Here is a 14,824-nt window from a genome sequence, read left to right as displayed (position 1 = left end):
CCTCGCGGCCGGCACCGCAAGCCCGCGGAGCAGACCGACGCGGCGGCCTGACCACACCACAGGCTCCACGCCACACGGCCCCGCCCGACGCTCGTCGGGCGGGGCCGTGTGCTGCTACGCCTGTCCCCGCTTGAGCCCCAGCACCTCCGCCGCAGCGAAGGTCTCGCCCGCCGGGCGGTCCGCGTAGTGCGGCGTGAGCAGCGCCTCCAGTTCGTCGTACGTGAAGGCGTCCTGCTTGGTGTCGAACTTGGCCGCCACCCGCGGGCGTTCGACGACCGCGACCATGCCGCCGTGGACGACCAGCAGCTGGCCGTTGATCCGGCCGGCTGCCGGGGACGCCAAGTAGCCGACGAGTGGGGCGACATGCTCGGGGGCCAGCGGGTCGAGTCCGTCGCCGTCCGGCTCCGCGAAACCGGCGAAGACGTCCGAGGTCATCCGAGTGCGGGCGCGCGGGCAGATCACGTTCGCCGTGACGCCGTACTTCGCGAGCGCCAGTGCCGTGGACGTCGTCAGGCCGACGATTCCGCCCTTGGCGGCCGCGTAGTTGGGCTGCCCGGCGGACCCCGCCAGGAACGCCTCGGAGGAGGTGTTGACGATCCGCCCGTACACCGGGCCGCCCGCCGCCTTGGAACGGGCCCGCCAATGCGCGGAGGCGAAGTGAGTCGTGTTGAAGTGCCCCTTGAGATGCACGCGGATGACGGAGTCCCACTCCTCCTCGCTCATCGAGAAGACCATCCTGTCGCGCAGGATGCCGGCGTTGTTGACGAGGATGTCCAGCTGCCCGAACGTGTCGACCGCCAACTCGACGAGCCCCTGGGCCTGTCGGTGGTCGGCCACGTCGCCGGTGTGTGCGACCGCGCGGCCGCCCGCCAGCCGGATCTCGTCCGCGACCTCCTCGGCGGGCCCGGTCGACGCGTCCCCGGAGCCGTCTCTGCCAGGTTGCCCGAAGTCGTTGACGACGACGGCGGCACCCAGCCGGGCGAGTTCCAGCGCCTCCGCCCGGCCGAGCCCGCGGCCCGCACCCGTGACGATCGCGGACCGACCCTCAAGCGGCAGTGACATCGAGGTCCCTTCGAAAAGCGGCAGTTGACCGGCGGTTGAGCAGTGGTTCGGAAGCCTGTTGTGCGGCCGCCGCACAAGCAGGCGGGGGTCAGATCTCGATGCACGTACGCAGCGCCACACCCGTACGCATCTGGTCGAGGGCTTCGTTGATCTCGCTCAGCGGCACCCTGTGGGTGATCAGGCCCTCCAGGTCGATGCGCCCGGCACGCCAGAGCGCGATGGTCCGCTCGTACGAACGCAGGACGTCCCCTCCGCCGTACATGGACGGCAGGATCCGCTTCTCGTCGAAGAACAGCTCGAACATGTTGAGCTGGAGGAAGTCGTCCATGGCGCCCGCGCCGACGACGACCAGCGTGCCGCCGCGGCGGGTGTTCTCGTAGGCGGTGCGGGCGGTGGCGGAGCGGCCGACGACCTCGAAGACGTAGTCGAAGCCCTCGCCGCCGGTCATCGCCTGTTTGGCGTCGGGGAGTTCGTCCGGTGACAACGCCTTGGTGGCGCCGAACTTCAGGGCGGCCTCACGGCGCGAGAGGACCGGGTCGACGGCGACGATCTCGGCGGCGCCCTTGAGCCGCGCGCCCTGGATCGCGGAGATGCCGACGCCGCCGCAGCCGATGACGGCGACCGACGAACCGGCCTCCACATCGGCGGTGTTGAGGGCGGCGCCGAGTCCCGTGGTGACCCCGCAGCCGATGAGGGCCGCGATGTCGAAGGGCACGTCGTCCGGGATGGGCACGGCGCAGCCCGCGTCGACGACAACCTCCTCGGTGAAGGTCCCGGTGCCCGCCATGCCGAACACATCGCCACCGGGCCGCTTGAAGTTGGGCGTACCCGCGTTCATGAACCCTGCCAGGCACAGTTCGGTCTGGCCGCGCTTGCAGGCGGGACAGGCGCCGCACGCCGGCAGCCAGCAGACGACGACCCGGTCGCCGGGCTTGACGTTGGTGACGCCCTCCCCCACCTCCAGGATCTCGCCCGCCCCTTCGTGCCCCGGTACGAACGGCGCGGGCTGCGGCAGGACTCCGGCCATCGCCGAGAGGTCCGAGTGGCACAGGCCCGTGGCCCGTACCCGCACCCTCACCCGGCCGGGGCCGAAACCCGCCGCCTCGACGTCGTCGAAGATCTCGAGCTTGTCCTGGCCGATCTCGTGCAGTACGGCTGCGCGCATGGTGCGGCTCCCCTCATGAGTGTTCGACGATGGTGTCGGCCAGCACCGGCGCGTCCTCCCGCTCGACCGCCGTCACCGTCACCTGGACCCTGCCGTCCTTCCGCCACATCCGGATGCGGAGGGTCTCACCGGGGAAGACGACCCCGGCGAAGCGCGTGCTGTAGGAGCGGACCCGCGCCACGTCACCGCCGAGGAGCGTGTCCACGACCGCCTTGAGCGTCATCCCGTAGGTGCACAGCCCGTGCAGGATGGGCCGGTCGAAGCCGGCGAGCTTGGCGAACTCGGGGTCGGCGTGCAGCGGGTTCCAGTCGCCGGAGAGCCGGTACAGGAGCGCCTGGTCCTCGCGGATCGCGCGCTCGACTGTCTTGTCCGGACCGCCTGTTGGCGGTTCGGGTCGGCTGGAGGGCCCCCGGTCGCCGCCGAATCCGCCTTCGCCGCGTACGAAGATCTGGGCGTCGTTGGTCCACAACGGGCCCTCGTCGTCGGCGACTGCGGTGCGTACGACGAGGATGGCCGCCTTGCCCTTGTCGTACACGGCGGCGATGCGCGTGGTGGCGACCGCCGCGCCCTCGACGGGGATCGGGCGGTGCAGTGCGATGGTCTGGCCGCCGTGCAGGACGTGGGCGAGGTTGACGTCGACGCCCGGCATGGAGAGGCCGTTGATCACGCCGGGCGACCCCGCGCCCGCGACGGTCGCGAAGCTCGGCAGGACGTGCAGCCTGGACTCCAGGGTGTAGCGCAGTTCGTCGGGGCCGGTCGCGGGAACGCCGGCGCCGAGGCCGAGGTGGTAGAGCTGGACGTCCTTGTGACCCCAGGCGATCCCGGCGGACCGGGGCTCGGCGGCGAGGGCCTGGGCAACGTCGATGGGCATGGGGCTCCTGACTACCGGCGGAAAAGACCTCGGTGCGGCCGTCCGCACCGTCGGCCGCACCGAGGTCGACACTGGGCCGCGGAACACGTCCGCTCTAGAACGCGTTCCAGTCCGGCGCGACCCCCTGTATAACCCAGCCCTCCGCACATGTGAAGACTCCTGACGGTACGTCAGATGAGTGAACCGTGACATTTGTCCTGCCCGACTCCGTACATGCGCATCTGCCGCACCGCGCTCCCGGATTCGTAGCGTCGTTCCCATGACAAGGACGACAGAGACGACACAGACAGGACACACAGGCGAGACAGGGCAGAACGGGCAGGCAGGGCGGGCAGGGCAGACAGCTGGGACACACCAGGCCGTGTCCTTCACGGGAGCGGTCAAGACCTTCGGCGCGGTGCGCGCCGTGGACGGCGTCGACCTGGAGCTGGCGGCGGGCGAGACGGTCGCGCTGCTCGGCCGCAACGGCGCCGGCAAGTCCACGGCGATCTCGCTGCTCCTCGGCCTGCACGAACCCGACGAGGGTGTCGTACGGCTTTTCGGCGGCACGCCGGAAGAATCCGTACGGGCGGGCCGCGTGGGCGCGATGCTGCAGGACGGCCGGCCGGTGCCGCGGGTGACGGTGGGCGAGCTGGTCGGGTTCGTGGCCCGTACGTATCCGCGGCCGATACCCGTCGCCGAGGCGCTGGAGCTCGCGGGCGTCGCCGAGCTCGCCGATCGGCGCGTCGACCGGCTCTCCGGGGGCCAGCAGCAGCGGGTCCGGTTCGCGGTCGCGCTCATCGGCAATCCCGCGCTGATCGTGCTCGACGAGCCCACCGCCGCGCTCGATGTGGAGGCGCGGCACGCCTTCTGGGTCTCGATGCGGGCGTACGCGCGGCGCGGCCACACCGTCCTCTTCTCCACCCACTACCTGGAGGAGGCGGACGCCAACGCCGACCGGATCGTCGTCATCGACCGGGGCCGGATCGTCGCCGACGGCAGCGGCGAGCAGCTCAGGCGCGCGGCGGGCGGCAACCTCGTCTCCTTCGACCTGGCCGGGGCCGGCACGGAGGGGCTGACGCTGCTGCCCGGCGTGGTCTCCGTGGAGGTGCGCGGGGACCGGGCCCGGCTGCGGACCGAGGACTCGGACGCGACGGTGATCGCACTCGCCGAGCGCGGCGCGATCCGTGGTCTGGAGGTCGTGGCGGCGTCGCTGGACGACGCGTTCCTGGCCCTGACCTCTCCCTCCGATGCTGCTTCCGCCCCCTCTTCTCCCCCTTCTCCTCCTCCTTCTTCTTCCGCGAATCTGGAGGCGGTGTGATGCTCGGCTATCTGCGGCTCGAGGTGCGCCGGACGTTGCGGGACACCGGCTTTGTGATCGGTGGTGTCGTCATGCCGGTGGCGATGTACCTGCTGTTCACCAATCTCGGCGGTGGCGACGACGACAGCTGGAAGACCGCCTCGATGGTCGGCATGGCCGCTTACGGTGCGATGGGCTCGGCCCTGAACACCGGCGGCGGAGTCGCCGAGGACAAGGCGAACGGCTGGCTGCGGCAACTGCGCGTCACGCCGATGACCCCACGTCAGGTCGTGACCGGCCGGGCGCTCACCGGGGCGGTGACGGTGCTGCCGGCGATCCTCGCGGTGCTGGCCGCGGGCGGTGTGGTCAACGGCGTACGCCTGGACGCCTGGAAGTGGGCGGCTATCGCGCTGCTGCTGTGGCTCGGCTCGATTCCCTTCACCCTGCTCGGTCTCGGCAACGGCTACCGGCTGACCGCACAGACCACGGGCGTCGCGAACCTGGGCTGCAATCTGGTGATGGCCGTGGTCGGCGGTCTGTGGTTCCCGCTGAGCCTCTTCCCTGAGTGGCTGCGCTCTGTGTCCCCGTACATGCCGACGAACCGTTTCGCGCAACTCGGCACGGCAGTCGCCGACGGACATGCGCCGACTCTCGGGGCCCTACTGGTACTTACCTTCTGGCTGCTGGCCTTCGGCTCGTACGCTGTGACCTCGTACCGCATGACCGCGCGGACCGTCTGAACGGGGGCAGGGCATGTCCAGGATGAGCACGGCCAGTTGCCGGCTGGACGCGTGGCGGTCGGCGCGGGCCGTGGGGAAGACGGGAAAGTCACCCGAGGAACCGGGCCCGCCGCCCAACGGCTTCTCCCTGCTGCCCTGGCTGCTGATGGGTATGGGGGCATTCTCCAACCTCTTCCAGGGCAAGACCCCGAACCCCTGGATCGGCGGCCTCGGCATCGTGGCCTTCAACTCCCTCTACATCGGTGTGGTGTTCAGGGCCTTCGTGAAAGAGGCACGCGAGGCACGCTCCACCCGCGTGATGCTGATCTCGCTGGGCGTGGTGACCTGCACGCTCGCCATCGCCTACGGCGGCAGCTGGCTGCTCTTCTTCCCTCTCCTCGGCCTGGCCACGGGCGCGATCGTCCGGGGCCGGTGGCTCGGCAGGACCGGCATCGGCCTGAGCGTGCTCGCCGGTCTCGTCTCCGCGGTCCGGGACGGCTGGGACGCGGTGAACATCGCGTACGGCACCTTCATCTCCACCATGGTGACGGCGGCGATCCTCTCCCTCTCCGAGGCCGTACGCGAACTCCGCGCCGCCCGTGAGGAGCTGGCCCGTCGCGCCGTCGAGAAGGAACGCCTCCGCTTCTCCCGCGACCTCCACGACCTGCTCGGCCACACCCTCTCCGTGATCGTGGTGAAGTCGGAGGCGGCCCGGCGCCTGGCCCACCGCGACCTGGACGCGGCGCTCGTCCAGGTCGGGGACATCGAATCGGTGGGCCGCCAGGCGCTCACGGAGATCCGCGAGGCGGTGACGGGCTACCGCGAGGGCAGCCTCGCCATGGAACTGGACCGGGCCCGCTCGGCCCTGGGGGCCGCCGGCATCGATCCGGTCGTCCGCCAGTCGGGCCCGCCGCTCACCGCCCAGACCGAGGCGCTGCTGGGCTGGGTGATCCGCGAGGCCGTCACCAACGCCGTACGCCACAGCGGTGCGAGCCGGTGCGAGATCTCGGTGGAGGGCTCGTCGGAACGCGTCCGCGCGCGCGTCCTGGACGACGGCCGAGGCATTCCCTCCGCCCCGCCCTCGTCCGCCCCGCCCTCGTCCGCCCCGTGCCCGTCCCCGTCTCCGTCCTCGTCCGCCGCCGGGATCGGTGGCACCGGCCTCAAGGGCCTCACGGAACGGCTGGCGGCGGCGGGCGGCTCGTTGGAGGCGGGGCCGGGACCGCGAGGCGGCTTCCTGGTGACGGCGGAACTGCCGGTGGAACCGGCGGAGCTTACCGAGGTGACCGATCCGGCGGAGGCGACCGACTCCGCCGCGCTGCCGGGCACGGCGGCCTGAGCGGCGGCCTGAGCGGTGACCTGAGCGGGGGAACTGCCGGGCGACCGCTCCGGCGCCGGCCAGGTCCCCGGTGCGCGCTCGTGAACTCCCAGGCCACCACGCACTTCGAACCGGCCTCCCCGCTCTACTCTTGGGCCGTGACCGAGATGCCCCGGGATTACCGGCCTGCCAAGTCCATCCGCGTACTGCTCGCCGAGGACCAGGGGATGATGCGGGGCGCGCTCGCTCTGCTTCTCGGGCTGGAGCAGGACATCGAGGTGGTCGCGCAGGTGGCGGCGGGGGACGCGATCGTGGACGCCGCGCTGGAGTCGCGTCCCGATGTCGCGCTGCTGGACATCGAGCTTCCGGGGATCAGCGGCCTCGACGCCGCCGCGCTGCTGCGCGACGAGGTGCCCGACTGCCGGGTGCTGATCCTCACCACCTTCGGGAGACCGGGGTATCTGCGGCGGGCCATGGAGGCGGGAGCCGCGGGGTTCCTGGTGAAGGACGGCCCCGTGGAGGAGCTGGCCACCTGCATCCGCCGGGTGCTGACCGGCGAGACGGTCGTCGATCCAGCGCTCGCCGCGGCCGCGTTGAGCGCGGGGCCCAGTCCGCTCACCGCCCGCGAGTGCGACGTCCTGAAGGCCTCCGCCGACGGCGCGACCATCGCCGATATCGCGGCCAAGCTGCACCTCTCCGAGTCCACCGTGCGCAACTACCTCTCCTCCGCGATCGGCAAGACGGGCACCCGCAACCGCATGGAGGCGATGCGGGAGGCCCGGCAGCAAGGGTGGCTCTAAGCCCTGTCGCACGGGTCCGCCGGTCCATGCCCGCCCCTCGAGTCAGCCCCCCACGGAGCCCGCCACATCCGCCGACTCGTAGCCCACTCCCTTCGGTGACAGGCAGACGAACCAGCTCGGCTGGGAGCCGTCGACCGGGCGGATCGAGAGGACGTCCGTGCTGGTTTCCGTGCCCTGGGGTGCTCGGTCGACGACGGTCGCCGTGTCGTTGTCCCAGGTGCAGATGACCTGGCGGGCGGTCGGGGCGACCTTGCCGATGACGAGGTCGCGGGAAGCGTCGGCGCGGTCGGAGCCGCCGGTCTTCAGTGGCATCGAGTACGCCTGAATGTCCCTGCCCGACATGGAGTCGCCCTTCTCGACCGCCCCCTGCACCACCGTCGACTGGGCGCCGTCGCCCACCGTCAGGTGTACGAACACCCAGCCCTTGCCGACCAGGTCCCCGGCCACGCGTACGTCCGCCGGCTTGACGCCGTACAAGGCCATCGCGTCCAGCTGGCTTTGTGCCTCCACCTTGTCCTTCGGCGCTCCCCACACATCGATGACGACCCGCCACTCCTCGCCCTGGTCACGGCCGGTCGCGAGCGTGGTCCGCCCTGGCTCGTACAGGTGCCGCTCCTCGACCGTCGAAGGCTGTGTGGCCACCGGCGCACCCCGGTCTCCGTCGCCGTCAAGCGCTCCGGCCAGCGCCAGCGATCCCGTCGAGCCCGCGATCACCAGGGCAGCCGCGGCCGCCACCGCCCAGCGCCGCGCCTTGCGGCGCCGACCGCCTCGTACCACCGACTGATAGGGGGCTATACCGATTTCGACCTCGTCCGCGGCGTCCGCCAGCAGGAGGGCGATGTCGCCGTGCGTCACGTCGCCGTGCGTCATGTCGTGGTTCGTCTCCCGGTCCGCGCTCATCACTTCCGCCCTCCGTGCGTCACCGTCTCGGCCAGGCCCGGTATGGCGCGGAGCTTCGCGATCCCCTTCGCCGCGTTGCTCTTCACCGCCCCCGCCGAGCAGCCCATCGCCTCTGCCGCCTGCGCCTCGCTCAGGTCCTCCCAGTAGCGCAACACCACCGCTTCCCGCTGCCGGGGCGGCAGTTGGGACAGCGCCTTGAGCAACGTGGAGCGGTCGTCGGCCTGGGCGATCCGGTCTCCGGTGTCGGGCAGCTCGGGTGTGAAATCCGCGTCGGACCTGGGGGCCAGGAACTCCTTGAGGCGCCTGCGGTGCTTTCTCGCATGCGCGTTGATCATCAGGCGCCACACATACGCGTCAGGGTCGTCCGCCGCGCTGACCTTGCGCCACGCCACGTACGCCCGCTCCAGCGAGGACTGGACCAGGTCCTCCGCCGCGTGCTGCTCCCCCGTGAGGAGAAATGCCGTACGCATCAGCCGCGGCCATCGGCCGATGACAAAGCTCTGGAATTCCTCGTCCAGAGCCTGCTTCCGATCCCCCATGGGCACCTCCTAGATGCCCTATAGAGTCCATGGACCTCGGATTCCGTTGCCTCCGCTCGCGCTCTCTTTCTCGTACGTCCGTGGTTCAGGCGCTCGCGGCCTGCGCCGGCACCCGCCGCGGCAGCCACAGCAGCATCAGCACCACACCCACGATCAGCACGCCCGCCCCCGTCCGGAAGGCCAGCGCGTACCCCTCCGTCAGCTCCGCGGCCGACGTTCCGCCCGCGGTGCGTGCCGCCGCGATGGTCGACATCACCGAGAGCCCCAGCGCACCGCCCATCGTGCGCGAGGTGTTGACCAGCCCCGACACCAGCCCGGCATCCCCCGGCGCCGCCCCCGACGTGGCCAGCGAGGCGAGCGGCGTCGCGGCCAGTCCGGCGCCGAGCATCATCAGGATCCCGGGGAACAAGATCGCGGTGAGATACGTCCCGTCCGCGTTCATCGTCGACTGCCAGCCGAACCCGGCGGCGGCCACCAGCGTCCCGATCACCGCGGCCGTGCGCGCCCCGGCGGCCCGCATGAACCGTGGTGCGGCCTGCGAGCCCAGCACCACCGCGAGCGAGCTGGGCATGAGCGCGAGCCCGGCCTCCAACGGCGTGTATCCGAGCACGTTCTGCGCGTACAGCGTCATGAAGAACCACATGCAGAACATGGCCGCTCCGCACAGGAACATCGCCACGTTCGCCGACGACACGGACCGCAGCCGGAACAGCTTCAGCGGCATCAGCGGCGCCTTCGTCCGCGTCTCGACGAACAGGAAGAGCCCGAGAAGCACCGCCCCGCCGACCAGCGGGGCAAGGGTCGCGGACGACGTCCAGCCCTCGATCTCGGTCTGCACGATCCCGTACGCGAGAGTCGCCAGCCCGGCCGTCACCAGCAGCGCCCCCGGCAGATCGAGCCGCCGTCGCTCGCCGGCCCGGCTCTCGACGAGCCACAGCAGGGCGCCGGCCAGCACGACCACGCCGACAGGCACGTTGATCAGCAGCACCCACCGCCACGACAGCCCGTCGACCAGCAGTCCGCCGACGAGCCCGCCCGCCGCGCCACCGCCCCCGCCGACGGCGGTCCAGGTCGCGATGGCCCGCGCGCGTGCCGCCCCTTCCGGAACGGTCGAGGTGACGATCGTCAGCGTCGAGGGCGCGAGCACCGCCGCCCCCAGCCCCTGCACGGCCCGCGCGGCCAGCAACTGCCACTCCGCCTGGGCGAGCCCGCCCCCGAGGGAGGCGAGCGTGAACAGGGCGAGCCCGACCAGGAACATCCGCTTGCGCCCGTACAGGTCCCCGGCCCGCCCGCCGAGCAGCATGAAGCCGGCGAAGGCGATCGTGTACGCGTTGACGACCCACTGGAGCCCCGGCGCGCTCAGCGCCAGGTCGGCCCGCATCGAGGGCAACGCCACGTTGACCACGGAGATGTCGAGGACGACGAGGAACTGCCCCGCGCAGGCAAGCGCGACCACCACCCAGGTGGGCGGCGCGGAACGGCGGGACACGGGCACCTCTGCGGCGGCTCTGAGCATGGGAGTCATGCTCTCAACCACCGGGTGCCCCGTACATGGGATTTTCGGCGCACGGCCCCTCCGTCTCACGACCTAGGACGACCTACGGCCTCGCGGCCAGGCGGCTACACCGCGCGCAGCAGCGTCACCACCGCCGCACCCCCGAGCCCGATGTTGTGCGCGAGCCCCACGCGCGCGCGTTCCACCTGCCGCTCCCCCGCCTCCCCCCTCAACTGCCACACCAGTTCGGCGACCTGCGCGATACCGGTGGCCCCCAGGGGATGCCCCTTGGAGATGAGCCCTCCGGACGGGTTCACCACCCACCGCCCGCCGTACGTCGTCGCCCCCGACTCCACGAGTTTCCCGGACTCCCCCGGCGCGCACATCCCGAGCGCCTCGTACGTCAGCAGTTCGTTGATCGAGAAGCAGTCGTGCAGCTCGACGACATCGACGTCCTCGATGCCGAGCCCCGTCCTCTCGTACACCTGCCGGGCCGCGGCCCGCGACATCGGCTGTCCGACGACATCGACGCACGCCCCGGACGCGAAGGACTCCCCGGTGTCCGTGGTCATCGCCTGACCGGCGATCTCCACGGCCTTCCCGTCCAGCCCGTGCCGCTCCACGAACCGCTCCGACACGACGAGCGCGGCGGCCGCACCGTCCGAGGTGGGCGAGCACTGGAGCTTGGTCAGCGGCCGGTGCACGACCCGCGCGGCGAGGATCTCGTCGACGGAGTACACGTCCTGGAACTGGGCGTACGGGTTTCCGGCCGAGTGCCGATGGTTCTTCGCCCCGACCGCCGCCAGCTGCGCCTCGGTCGTGCCGTACTTCTCCATGTGCTCCCGCGCCGCGTTCCCGAAGATCTGGGCGGTCGGCGGGGTCATCTCGAAGCCGTGCCGCGCCGCCATCACGCCGTAATGCCGGGCGACGGGAGACGTCTCGAAGTCACCTCCGTCGGCTCCCCCGCCCAACGCCCCGCGCGCCATCTTCTCGAACCCGAGAGCCAGTACGCAGTCGCTCGCGCCGCCCTCGACGAACTGCCGGGCGAGCATCAGGGCGGTCGAGCCGGTCGCGCAGTTGTTGTTGACGTTGTAAACGGGCACGCCGGTCAGCCCCAGTTCATACGCCGCCCGCTGTCCGGCCGTGGAGGCCTGGAAGCAGTATCCGACGGGCACCTGCTCCACCTCGGCGTACGAAATCCCGGCGTCCTCCAGGGCGTTGGTGCCCGCCTCGCGCACCATGTCCCAGTACTGCCACTCCCGCGTCTCCGGCTTCTCGAACTTCGTCATGCCCACACCGACGACGTATGCCTTCATCATTCGCTCTCCCCAAGCCCTCGGTAGTCCTCAAGTAGTCCCCGGTGCTTTCGTCGGCCGTCAGTCCCGTGGCAGGCCGAGGATGCGCTCGGCGACCACGTTCAGCTGCACCTGCGTCGTACCGCCGGCGATGGTCAGACACCGGGAGAGCAGGAATCCGTGCACGGCCCGCTCCCCGGCTCCCTCGCACAACGCCCCCTCAGGACCGAGGAGTTCGAGCGCCAGCTCGGCGACCTTCTGCTGATGCACGGTCTGCACGAGTTTCCGTACGGACGCGCCGGCCCCCGGTTCCACGCCCGACACCTGCCGCATGGTCGTCCGCAGCCCGATGCAGGCCAGCGCGTGTGCCTGTGCGACCAGCGCCCCGATGCGTACGCGCACGGCGTCGTCGTGGTCGGCGGCCCGTAGGAGGAGAGCCTCGATGCCGGTACCGAAGGTCAACTGGTCGGCCATGTGGACGCGTTCGTTGCCGAGCGTGTTGCGTGCGACCTTCCAGCCGTCGTCGACGGCGCCGACCACCGCGTCCGCGGGCAGCACCACGTCGTCGAAGTAGACCTCGTTGAACAGCGATTCGCCGGTGATCTCCTTCAGGGGACGTATGTCGATGCCTTCGGTGTTCTTCATGTCGACGACGAAGTACGTGAGCCCCTTGTGCTTGGGCGCGTCCGGATTCGTACGGGCCAGCAGGATCCCGTAGTCCGCCCAGCGCGCCGAACTCGTCCACACCTTCTGCCCGTTGATCCGCCAGCGCCCGTCCGCGGTCCGCTCGGCACGCGTCCGCAGCGAGGCGAGATCCGACCCGGCCTCCGGCTCCGAGAAGAGCTGGCACCACAGCACCTCCCCGCGCAACGTCGGCAGCAGATAGCGCTCCTGCTGCTCCCGCGTCCCAAACGCGATGAGCGACGGTACGACCCAGGTGGCGATCCCCAGTTCACTCACCCGTACGCCCGCGGCGGCCAACTCTTCCTGCACAGCGAGCTGTTGGACGGGCCCGGCACCGAGTCCGTACGGCGGCGGCAGATGCGGCGCCGCGTACCCGGTGGGCGCCAGCACCCGCCGCACGGCGTCCGGTTCGAGTCCGCGCACGCCCTCAGCGAACTCGCGGGCCGACGCCCGGTACACCGAGGCCTCCGCCGGCAGATCCAGCCGTAACTCCCGCCGTACGCCGCTCGCCGCGAGCCGTACGGCACGCAGCCGGTGGACGTCACCGGCGCCGAACAGCTGCCGCGCCACCACCGCCCGCCGCAGATACAGATGGGCGTCGTGCTCCCAGGTGAACCCGATCCCGCCGAGGACCTGAATGCAGTCCTTGGCACAGGAGTAGGCGGCGTCCAGGGCGTCGGCGGCGGCCAGGGCCGACGCCAACTCCCGTACGCCGTCCGGCTCCTGAGTGGCGCGGGCCGCGTCCCAGGTGAGCGCCCGCGCCTGCTCGACCCGCACCAGCATGTCGGCGCACAGGTGCTTCACGCCCTGGAAGCGGCCGATGGGGTGGCCGAACTGCTCGCGGACCTTGGCGTACTCGGCCGCGGTGTGCAGCGCCCACGCGGCGGTACCGCACGCGTCCGCGGCGAGGACGACGGCGGCGAGGTCGCGGACCGGCGCGGAGCCGATGGGCAGTACGCGCTCGGCGGGCACGCGCACTCCGTCCGCCCTCACCTCGGCGGTCGCCCGCGTCGGGTCCGCGCTCTCGTGGGCCCGCACGGCCACCTCGGCCGCGTCGACGGCCACCCATATCGTGCCGCCCGCCTCGGAGTCGGTCTCGGTCCCGGCCGCCAGGATGAGCAGGTCCGCCTCGGCCCCGGACAGCACCGGCGGCGCGATCCCGTCCAGCACGTATCCACCCGGCACGGCCCGCGCCATCAGCGATCCCGCCTCCCACGTCACGGCCGCGGTCCGCTCCCCGGAGGCCAGTGCCCGCACCAGGGCGTCCGCCTCCGCGCGGGCCAGCACCAGCGAGGCCAGGAGGCTGGAGACGAACGGCCCCGGCAGCGCGGCCCGTGCCGCCTCCTCCACCACCACGGCGAGGTCGAGGACATCACCGCCCCCGCCACCGCACTCCTCGGGCAGGTGCACGCCGAGCAACCCCTGCGCGGCGAGTCCGTCCCAGAAGGGCGGTCTGCCCTCCCCCGGCGCGTCGAGAAGCTTGCGCACCTCCTCAGGAGGTACCGCCCGCGCGATCCACCCGCGCACGGCCTCGGCCAGCTCCCGCTGTTCCCGTGTGATCCCGATCCCCATGCGGCGACAGACTAGAACGTGTTCCAATTTGACGGAAGGTCAGATGCCGAGCGAATCGACCCTCACATGTAGTGGCGTCTGGACCTCCAGCCGAGGGGTTCGAGGTGGGACCTGGACCCCGGTGGTTCAGAATTCCGGCGCTCGCTGTCGGACGTGTGGGCCGTTCGGTTCGAGGACGTCCCGCCTGTACGCGAGTTCAAGTCGTACAAGGGGCAGCGACATCTGCCAGGTTTGTGGTGGCCGCCAACGGCTGGTGGGCACATCGGTTACGAGTCCTGGCTGGAACGCGATCACGTGATGCTGCTGGACTTCGACCCCTCGGTGGTGGGGTTGTCCTCGCAACCCTTCTGGCTGTTCTGGGCTTCGGATAAGGGCAAGAGCATCTCTCTGTGGCTAACGTGCGGTGGCTGGCGGGCTACCGGCATCCCTGGCACGGCCTGGAGAGAGTCGCGATCGTACTCCGAGAGGTGTTCGCGGAGCCTCGGCCGCTGATGGACGGGGCCTTCCTGGTCGGGGATCCGATCATGGTGCTTCCGGTGCTGTTCCATCTGCCCTGGCGGCACGAGCTGGCGGTGGATGTGTCGATGCCGCTGCACGCTGCTTCCCAGGTGTCGCTGGAGGGGCGGTGACTGCCCACAGGCGCGACTCGGTGCTGCGGCCCGGGGACTGGATTACCTTCGACGACGGCGACCACCAGGTCGTGGGCCTGGCCGGTACTTCGGTGCGGCTGCGCTCTGAGGCGGCCGGGGCAGAGAGCGTGGTGCTGGCCTCGCATCTGATGGCCTCGCCCGACTTCGCTGTCACCGGGGCTCGGCTGCCACCTTCCGATGAACGGGCCACACTGACCGACAGCAGGCACTGAACTCGCCGCCGTGGACGCCACCGGTGATCACGACCCTGGGGCCGGGACGGGAGCCGTTGACAAGAATCAAGGGAACATCCACTGTCGTGGTGCCGAGGTCGGCGGGCAGGCTCCCGCAGGTCTTCTGACCGAGATCGGCCCGCAGCGGGCCGATGGTCAGGGCCATGCCTTACCTCGTTCGAACTCAGGCCGCGGTGCGGCCGTTTGTGGTGACGAAGTCGATCGGCTGGGAGGTGCGGCCTTCCAGGGCGAGGTCCGCGGCGATG

Annotated in this window: 16 protein-coding genes; 8 read left to right on the top strand and 8 right to left on the bottom strand. The window is 71.0% G+C overall.

What is annotated here, in order from left to right:
- Nucleotides 1-114: 114 nt before the first annotated feature.
- The 3 genes from FGD71_RS37120 to FGD71_RS37110 all read right to left on the bottom strand — a co-directional run bounded on the left by FGD71_RS37120 (nt 115) and on the right by FGD71_RS37110 (nt 3,098).
- A complete protein-coding gene (locus FGD71_RS37120; RefSeq protein ID WP_119104947.1) occupies nt 115-1,062 on the bottom strand; it encodes a 3-oxoacyl-ACP reductase in 948 nt (315 codons plus the stop codon).
- Between the two features lie 88 nt (nt 1,063-1,150).
- Entirely contained in the window at nt 1,151-2,227 is a 1,077-nt protein-coding gene (locus FGD71_RS37115; protein WP_119104946.1) for a Zn-dependent alcohol dehydrogenase, read from the bottom strand.
- A gap of 13 nt (nt 2,228-2,240) precedes the next feature.
- The gene (locus FGD71_RS37110) at nt 2,241-3,098 is read right to left on the bottom strand and encodes a MaoC/PaaZ C-terminal domain-containing protein (protein ID WP_119104945.1); all 858 of its coding nucleotides are present in this window, start codon (nt 3,096-3,098) and stop codon (nt 2,241-2,243) included.
- Between the two features lie 361 nt (nt 3,099-3,459).
- Here FGD71_RS37110 and FGD71_RS37105 point away from each other — a divergent pair, with 361 nt between their 5' ends.
- The 4 genes from FGD71_RS37105 (at nt 3,460) to FGD71_RS37090 (ending at nt 7,211) form a co-directional block, all read left to right on the top strand.
- Complete coding sequence (locus FGD71_RS37105; protein ID WP_162931330.1) at nt 3,460-4,398, top strand: ABC transporter ATP-binding protein; 939 nt, start codon at nt 3,460-3,462, stop codon at nt 4,396-4,398.
- On the top strand, nt 4,398-5,117 hold the full coding sequence (locus FGD71_RS37100; protein ID WP_119104943.1) for an ABC transporter permease: 720 nt from the start codon (nt 4,398-4,400) through the stop codon (nt 5,115-5,117). Before FGD71_RS37105 ends, FGD71_RS37100 begins: the two co-directional genes overlap by 1 nt.
- 13 nt (nt 5,118-5,130) lie before the next feature.
- On the top strand, nt 5,131-6,432 hold the full coding sequence (locus FGD71_RS37095) for a sensor histidine kinase (protein ID WP_119104942.1): 1,302 nt from the start codon (nt 5,131-5,133) through the stop codon (nt 6,430-6,432).
- A 146-nt stretch (nt 6,433-6,578) separates the two neighbouring features.
- Complete coding sequence (locus tag FGD71_RS37090) at nt 6,579-7,211, top strand: response regulator transcription factor (protein ID WP_119104949.1); 633 nt, start codon at nt 6,579-6,581, stop codon at nt 7,209-7,211.
- Nucleotides 7,212-7,253: 42 nt separating this feature from the next.
- Here the strand turns inward: FGD71_RS37090 and FGD71_RS37085 are convergent, their stop codons facing one another.
- The 5 genes from FGD71_RS37085 to FGD71_RS37065 all read right to left on the bottom strand — a co-directional run bounded on the left by FGD71_RS37085 (nt 7,254) and on the right by FGD71_RS37065 (nt 13,696).
- Nucleotides 7,254-8,111, bottom strand: coding sequence for a hypothetical protein (locus FGD71_RS37085; protein WP_181359354.1), 858 nt, complete (start codon nt 8,109-8,111; stop codon nt 7,254-7,256).
- Complete coding sequence (locus FGD71_RS37080) at nt 8,111-8,650, bottom strand: SigE family RNA polymerase sigma factor (protein WP_119104940.1); 540 nt, start codon at nt 8,648-8,650, stop codon at nt 8,111-8,113. Before FGD71_RS37080 ends, FGD71_RS37085 begins: the two co-directional genes overlap by 1 nt.
- Nucleotides 8,651-8,735: 85 nt before the next feature.
- The gene (locus FGD71_RS37075) at nt 8,736-10,175 is read right to left on the bottom strand and encodes a DHA2 family efflux MFS transporter permease subunit (RefSeq protein WP_119104939.1); all 1,440 of its coding nucleotides are present in this window, start codon (nt 10,173-10,175) and stop codon (nt 8,736-8,738) included.
- A 95-nt stretch (nt 10,176-10,270) separates the two neighbouring features.
- Nucleotides 10,271-11,461 (bottom strand): lipid-transfer protein, encoded by a 1,191-nt coding sequence (locus FGD71_RS37070; protein ID WP_119104948.1) that lies wholly within the window; start codon nt 11,459-11,461, stop codon nt 10,271-10,273.
- A gap of 60 nt (nt 11,462-11,521) precedes the next feature.
- On the bottom strand, nt 11,522-13,696 hold the full coding sequence (locus FGD71_RS37065) for an acyl-CoA dehydrogenase family protein (RefSeq protein ID WP_119104938.1): 2,175 nt from the start codon (nt 13,694-13,696) through the stop codon (nt 11,522-11,524).
- Nucleotides 13,697-13,849: 153 nt separating this feature from the next.
- Between FGD71_RS37065 and FGD71_RS49370 the strand changes: the two genes are divergently transcribed.
- The 4 genes from FGD71_RS49370 to FGD71_RS48105 form a co-directional block, all read left to right on the top strand.
- Nucleotides 13,850-14,188: a TnsA-like heteromeric transposase endonuclease subunit gene (locus FGD71_RS49370; protein ID WP_240436957.1), complete on the top strand. Its 339-nt coding sequence runs from the start codon at nt 13,850-13,852 to the stop codon at nt 14,186-14,188.
- Nucleotides 14,086-14,325, top strand: coding sequence for a hypothetical protein (locus tag FGD71_RS49365; protein ID WP_240436958.1), 240 nt, complete (start codon nt 14,086-14,088; stop codon nt 14,323-14,325). Before FGD71_RS49370 ends, FGD71_RS49365 begins: the two co-directional genes overlap by 103 nt.
- Nucleotides 14,322-14,558 (top strand): hypothetical protein, encoded by a 237-nt coding sequence (locus FGD71_RS37055; RefSeq protein WP_119104937.1) that lies wholly within the window; start codon nt 14,322-14,324, stop codon nt 14,556-14,558. The genes FGD71_RS49365 and FGD71_RS37055 overlap by 4 nt, the downstream gene beginning before the upstream one ends.
- Nucleotides 14,559-14,568: 10 nt before the next feature.
- Nucleotides 14,569-14,824, top strand: a 256-nt coding sequence (locus tag FGD71_RS48105) for a hypothetical protein (RefSeq protein ID WP_205571185.1), incomplete at its 3' end; no start/stop codon positions are given.

Source organism: Streptomyces sporangiiformans (assembly GCF_005768555.2).
Lineage (GTDB): Bacteria > Actinomycetota > Actinomycetes > Streptomycetales > Streptomycetaceae > Streptomyces > Streptomyces sporangiiformans.
Note: the sequence above shows the minus strand (reverse complement) of the source record. Positions and strands in the feature narration are given on the sequence as shown.

Bases quoted from the DNA above. Each gene is read 5' to 3' on its own strand.
- FGD71_RS37120 (WP_119104947.1), bottom strand. From the start codon at position 1,062: ATGTCACTGCCGCTTGAGGGTCGGTCCGCGATCGTCACGGGTGCGGGC.
- FGD71_RS37115 (WP_119104946.1), bottom strand. From the start codon at position 2,227: ATGCGCGCAGCCGTACTGCACGAGATCGGCCAGGACAAGCTCGAGATC.
- FGD71_RS37110 (WP_119104945.1), bottom strand. From the start codon at position 3,098: ATGCCCATCGACGTTGCCCAGGCCCTCGCCGCCGAGCCCCGGTCCGCC.
- FGD71_RS37100 (WP_119104943.1), top strand. From the start codon at position 4,398: ATGCTCGGCTATCTGCGGCTCGAGGTGCGCCGGACGTTGCGGGACACC.
- FGD71_RS37095 (WP_119104942.1), top strand. From the start codon at position 5,131: ATGTCCAGGATGAGCACGGCCAGTTGCCGGCTGGACGCGTGGCGGTCG.
- FGD71_RS37090 (WP_119104949.1), top strand. From the start codon at position 6,579: ATGCCCCGGGATTACCGGCCTGCCAAGTCCATCCGCGTACTGCTCGCC.
- FGD71_RS37085 (WP_181359354.1), bottom strand. From the start codon at position 8,111: ATGAGCGCGGACCGGGAGACGAACCACGACATGACGCACGGCGACGTG.
- FGD71_RS37080 (WP_119104940.1), bottom strand. From the start codon at position 8,650: ATGGGGGATCGGAAGCAGGCTCTGGACGAGGAATTCCAGAGCTTTGTC.
- FGD71_RS37075 (WP_119104939.1), bottom strand. From the start codon at position 10,175: ATGACTCCCATGCTCAGAGCCGCCGCAGAGGTGCCCGTGTCCCGCCGT.
- FGD71_RS37070 (WP_119104948.1), bottom strand. From the start codon at position 11,461: ATGAAGGCATACGTCGTCGGTGTGGGCATGACGAAGTTCGAGAAGCCG.
- FGD71_RS37065 (WP_119104938.1), bottom strand. From the start codon at position 13,696: ATGGGGATCGGGATCACACGGGAACAGCGGGAGCTGGCCGAGGCCGTG.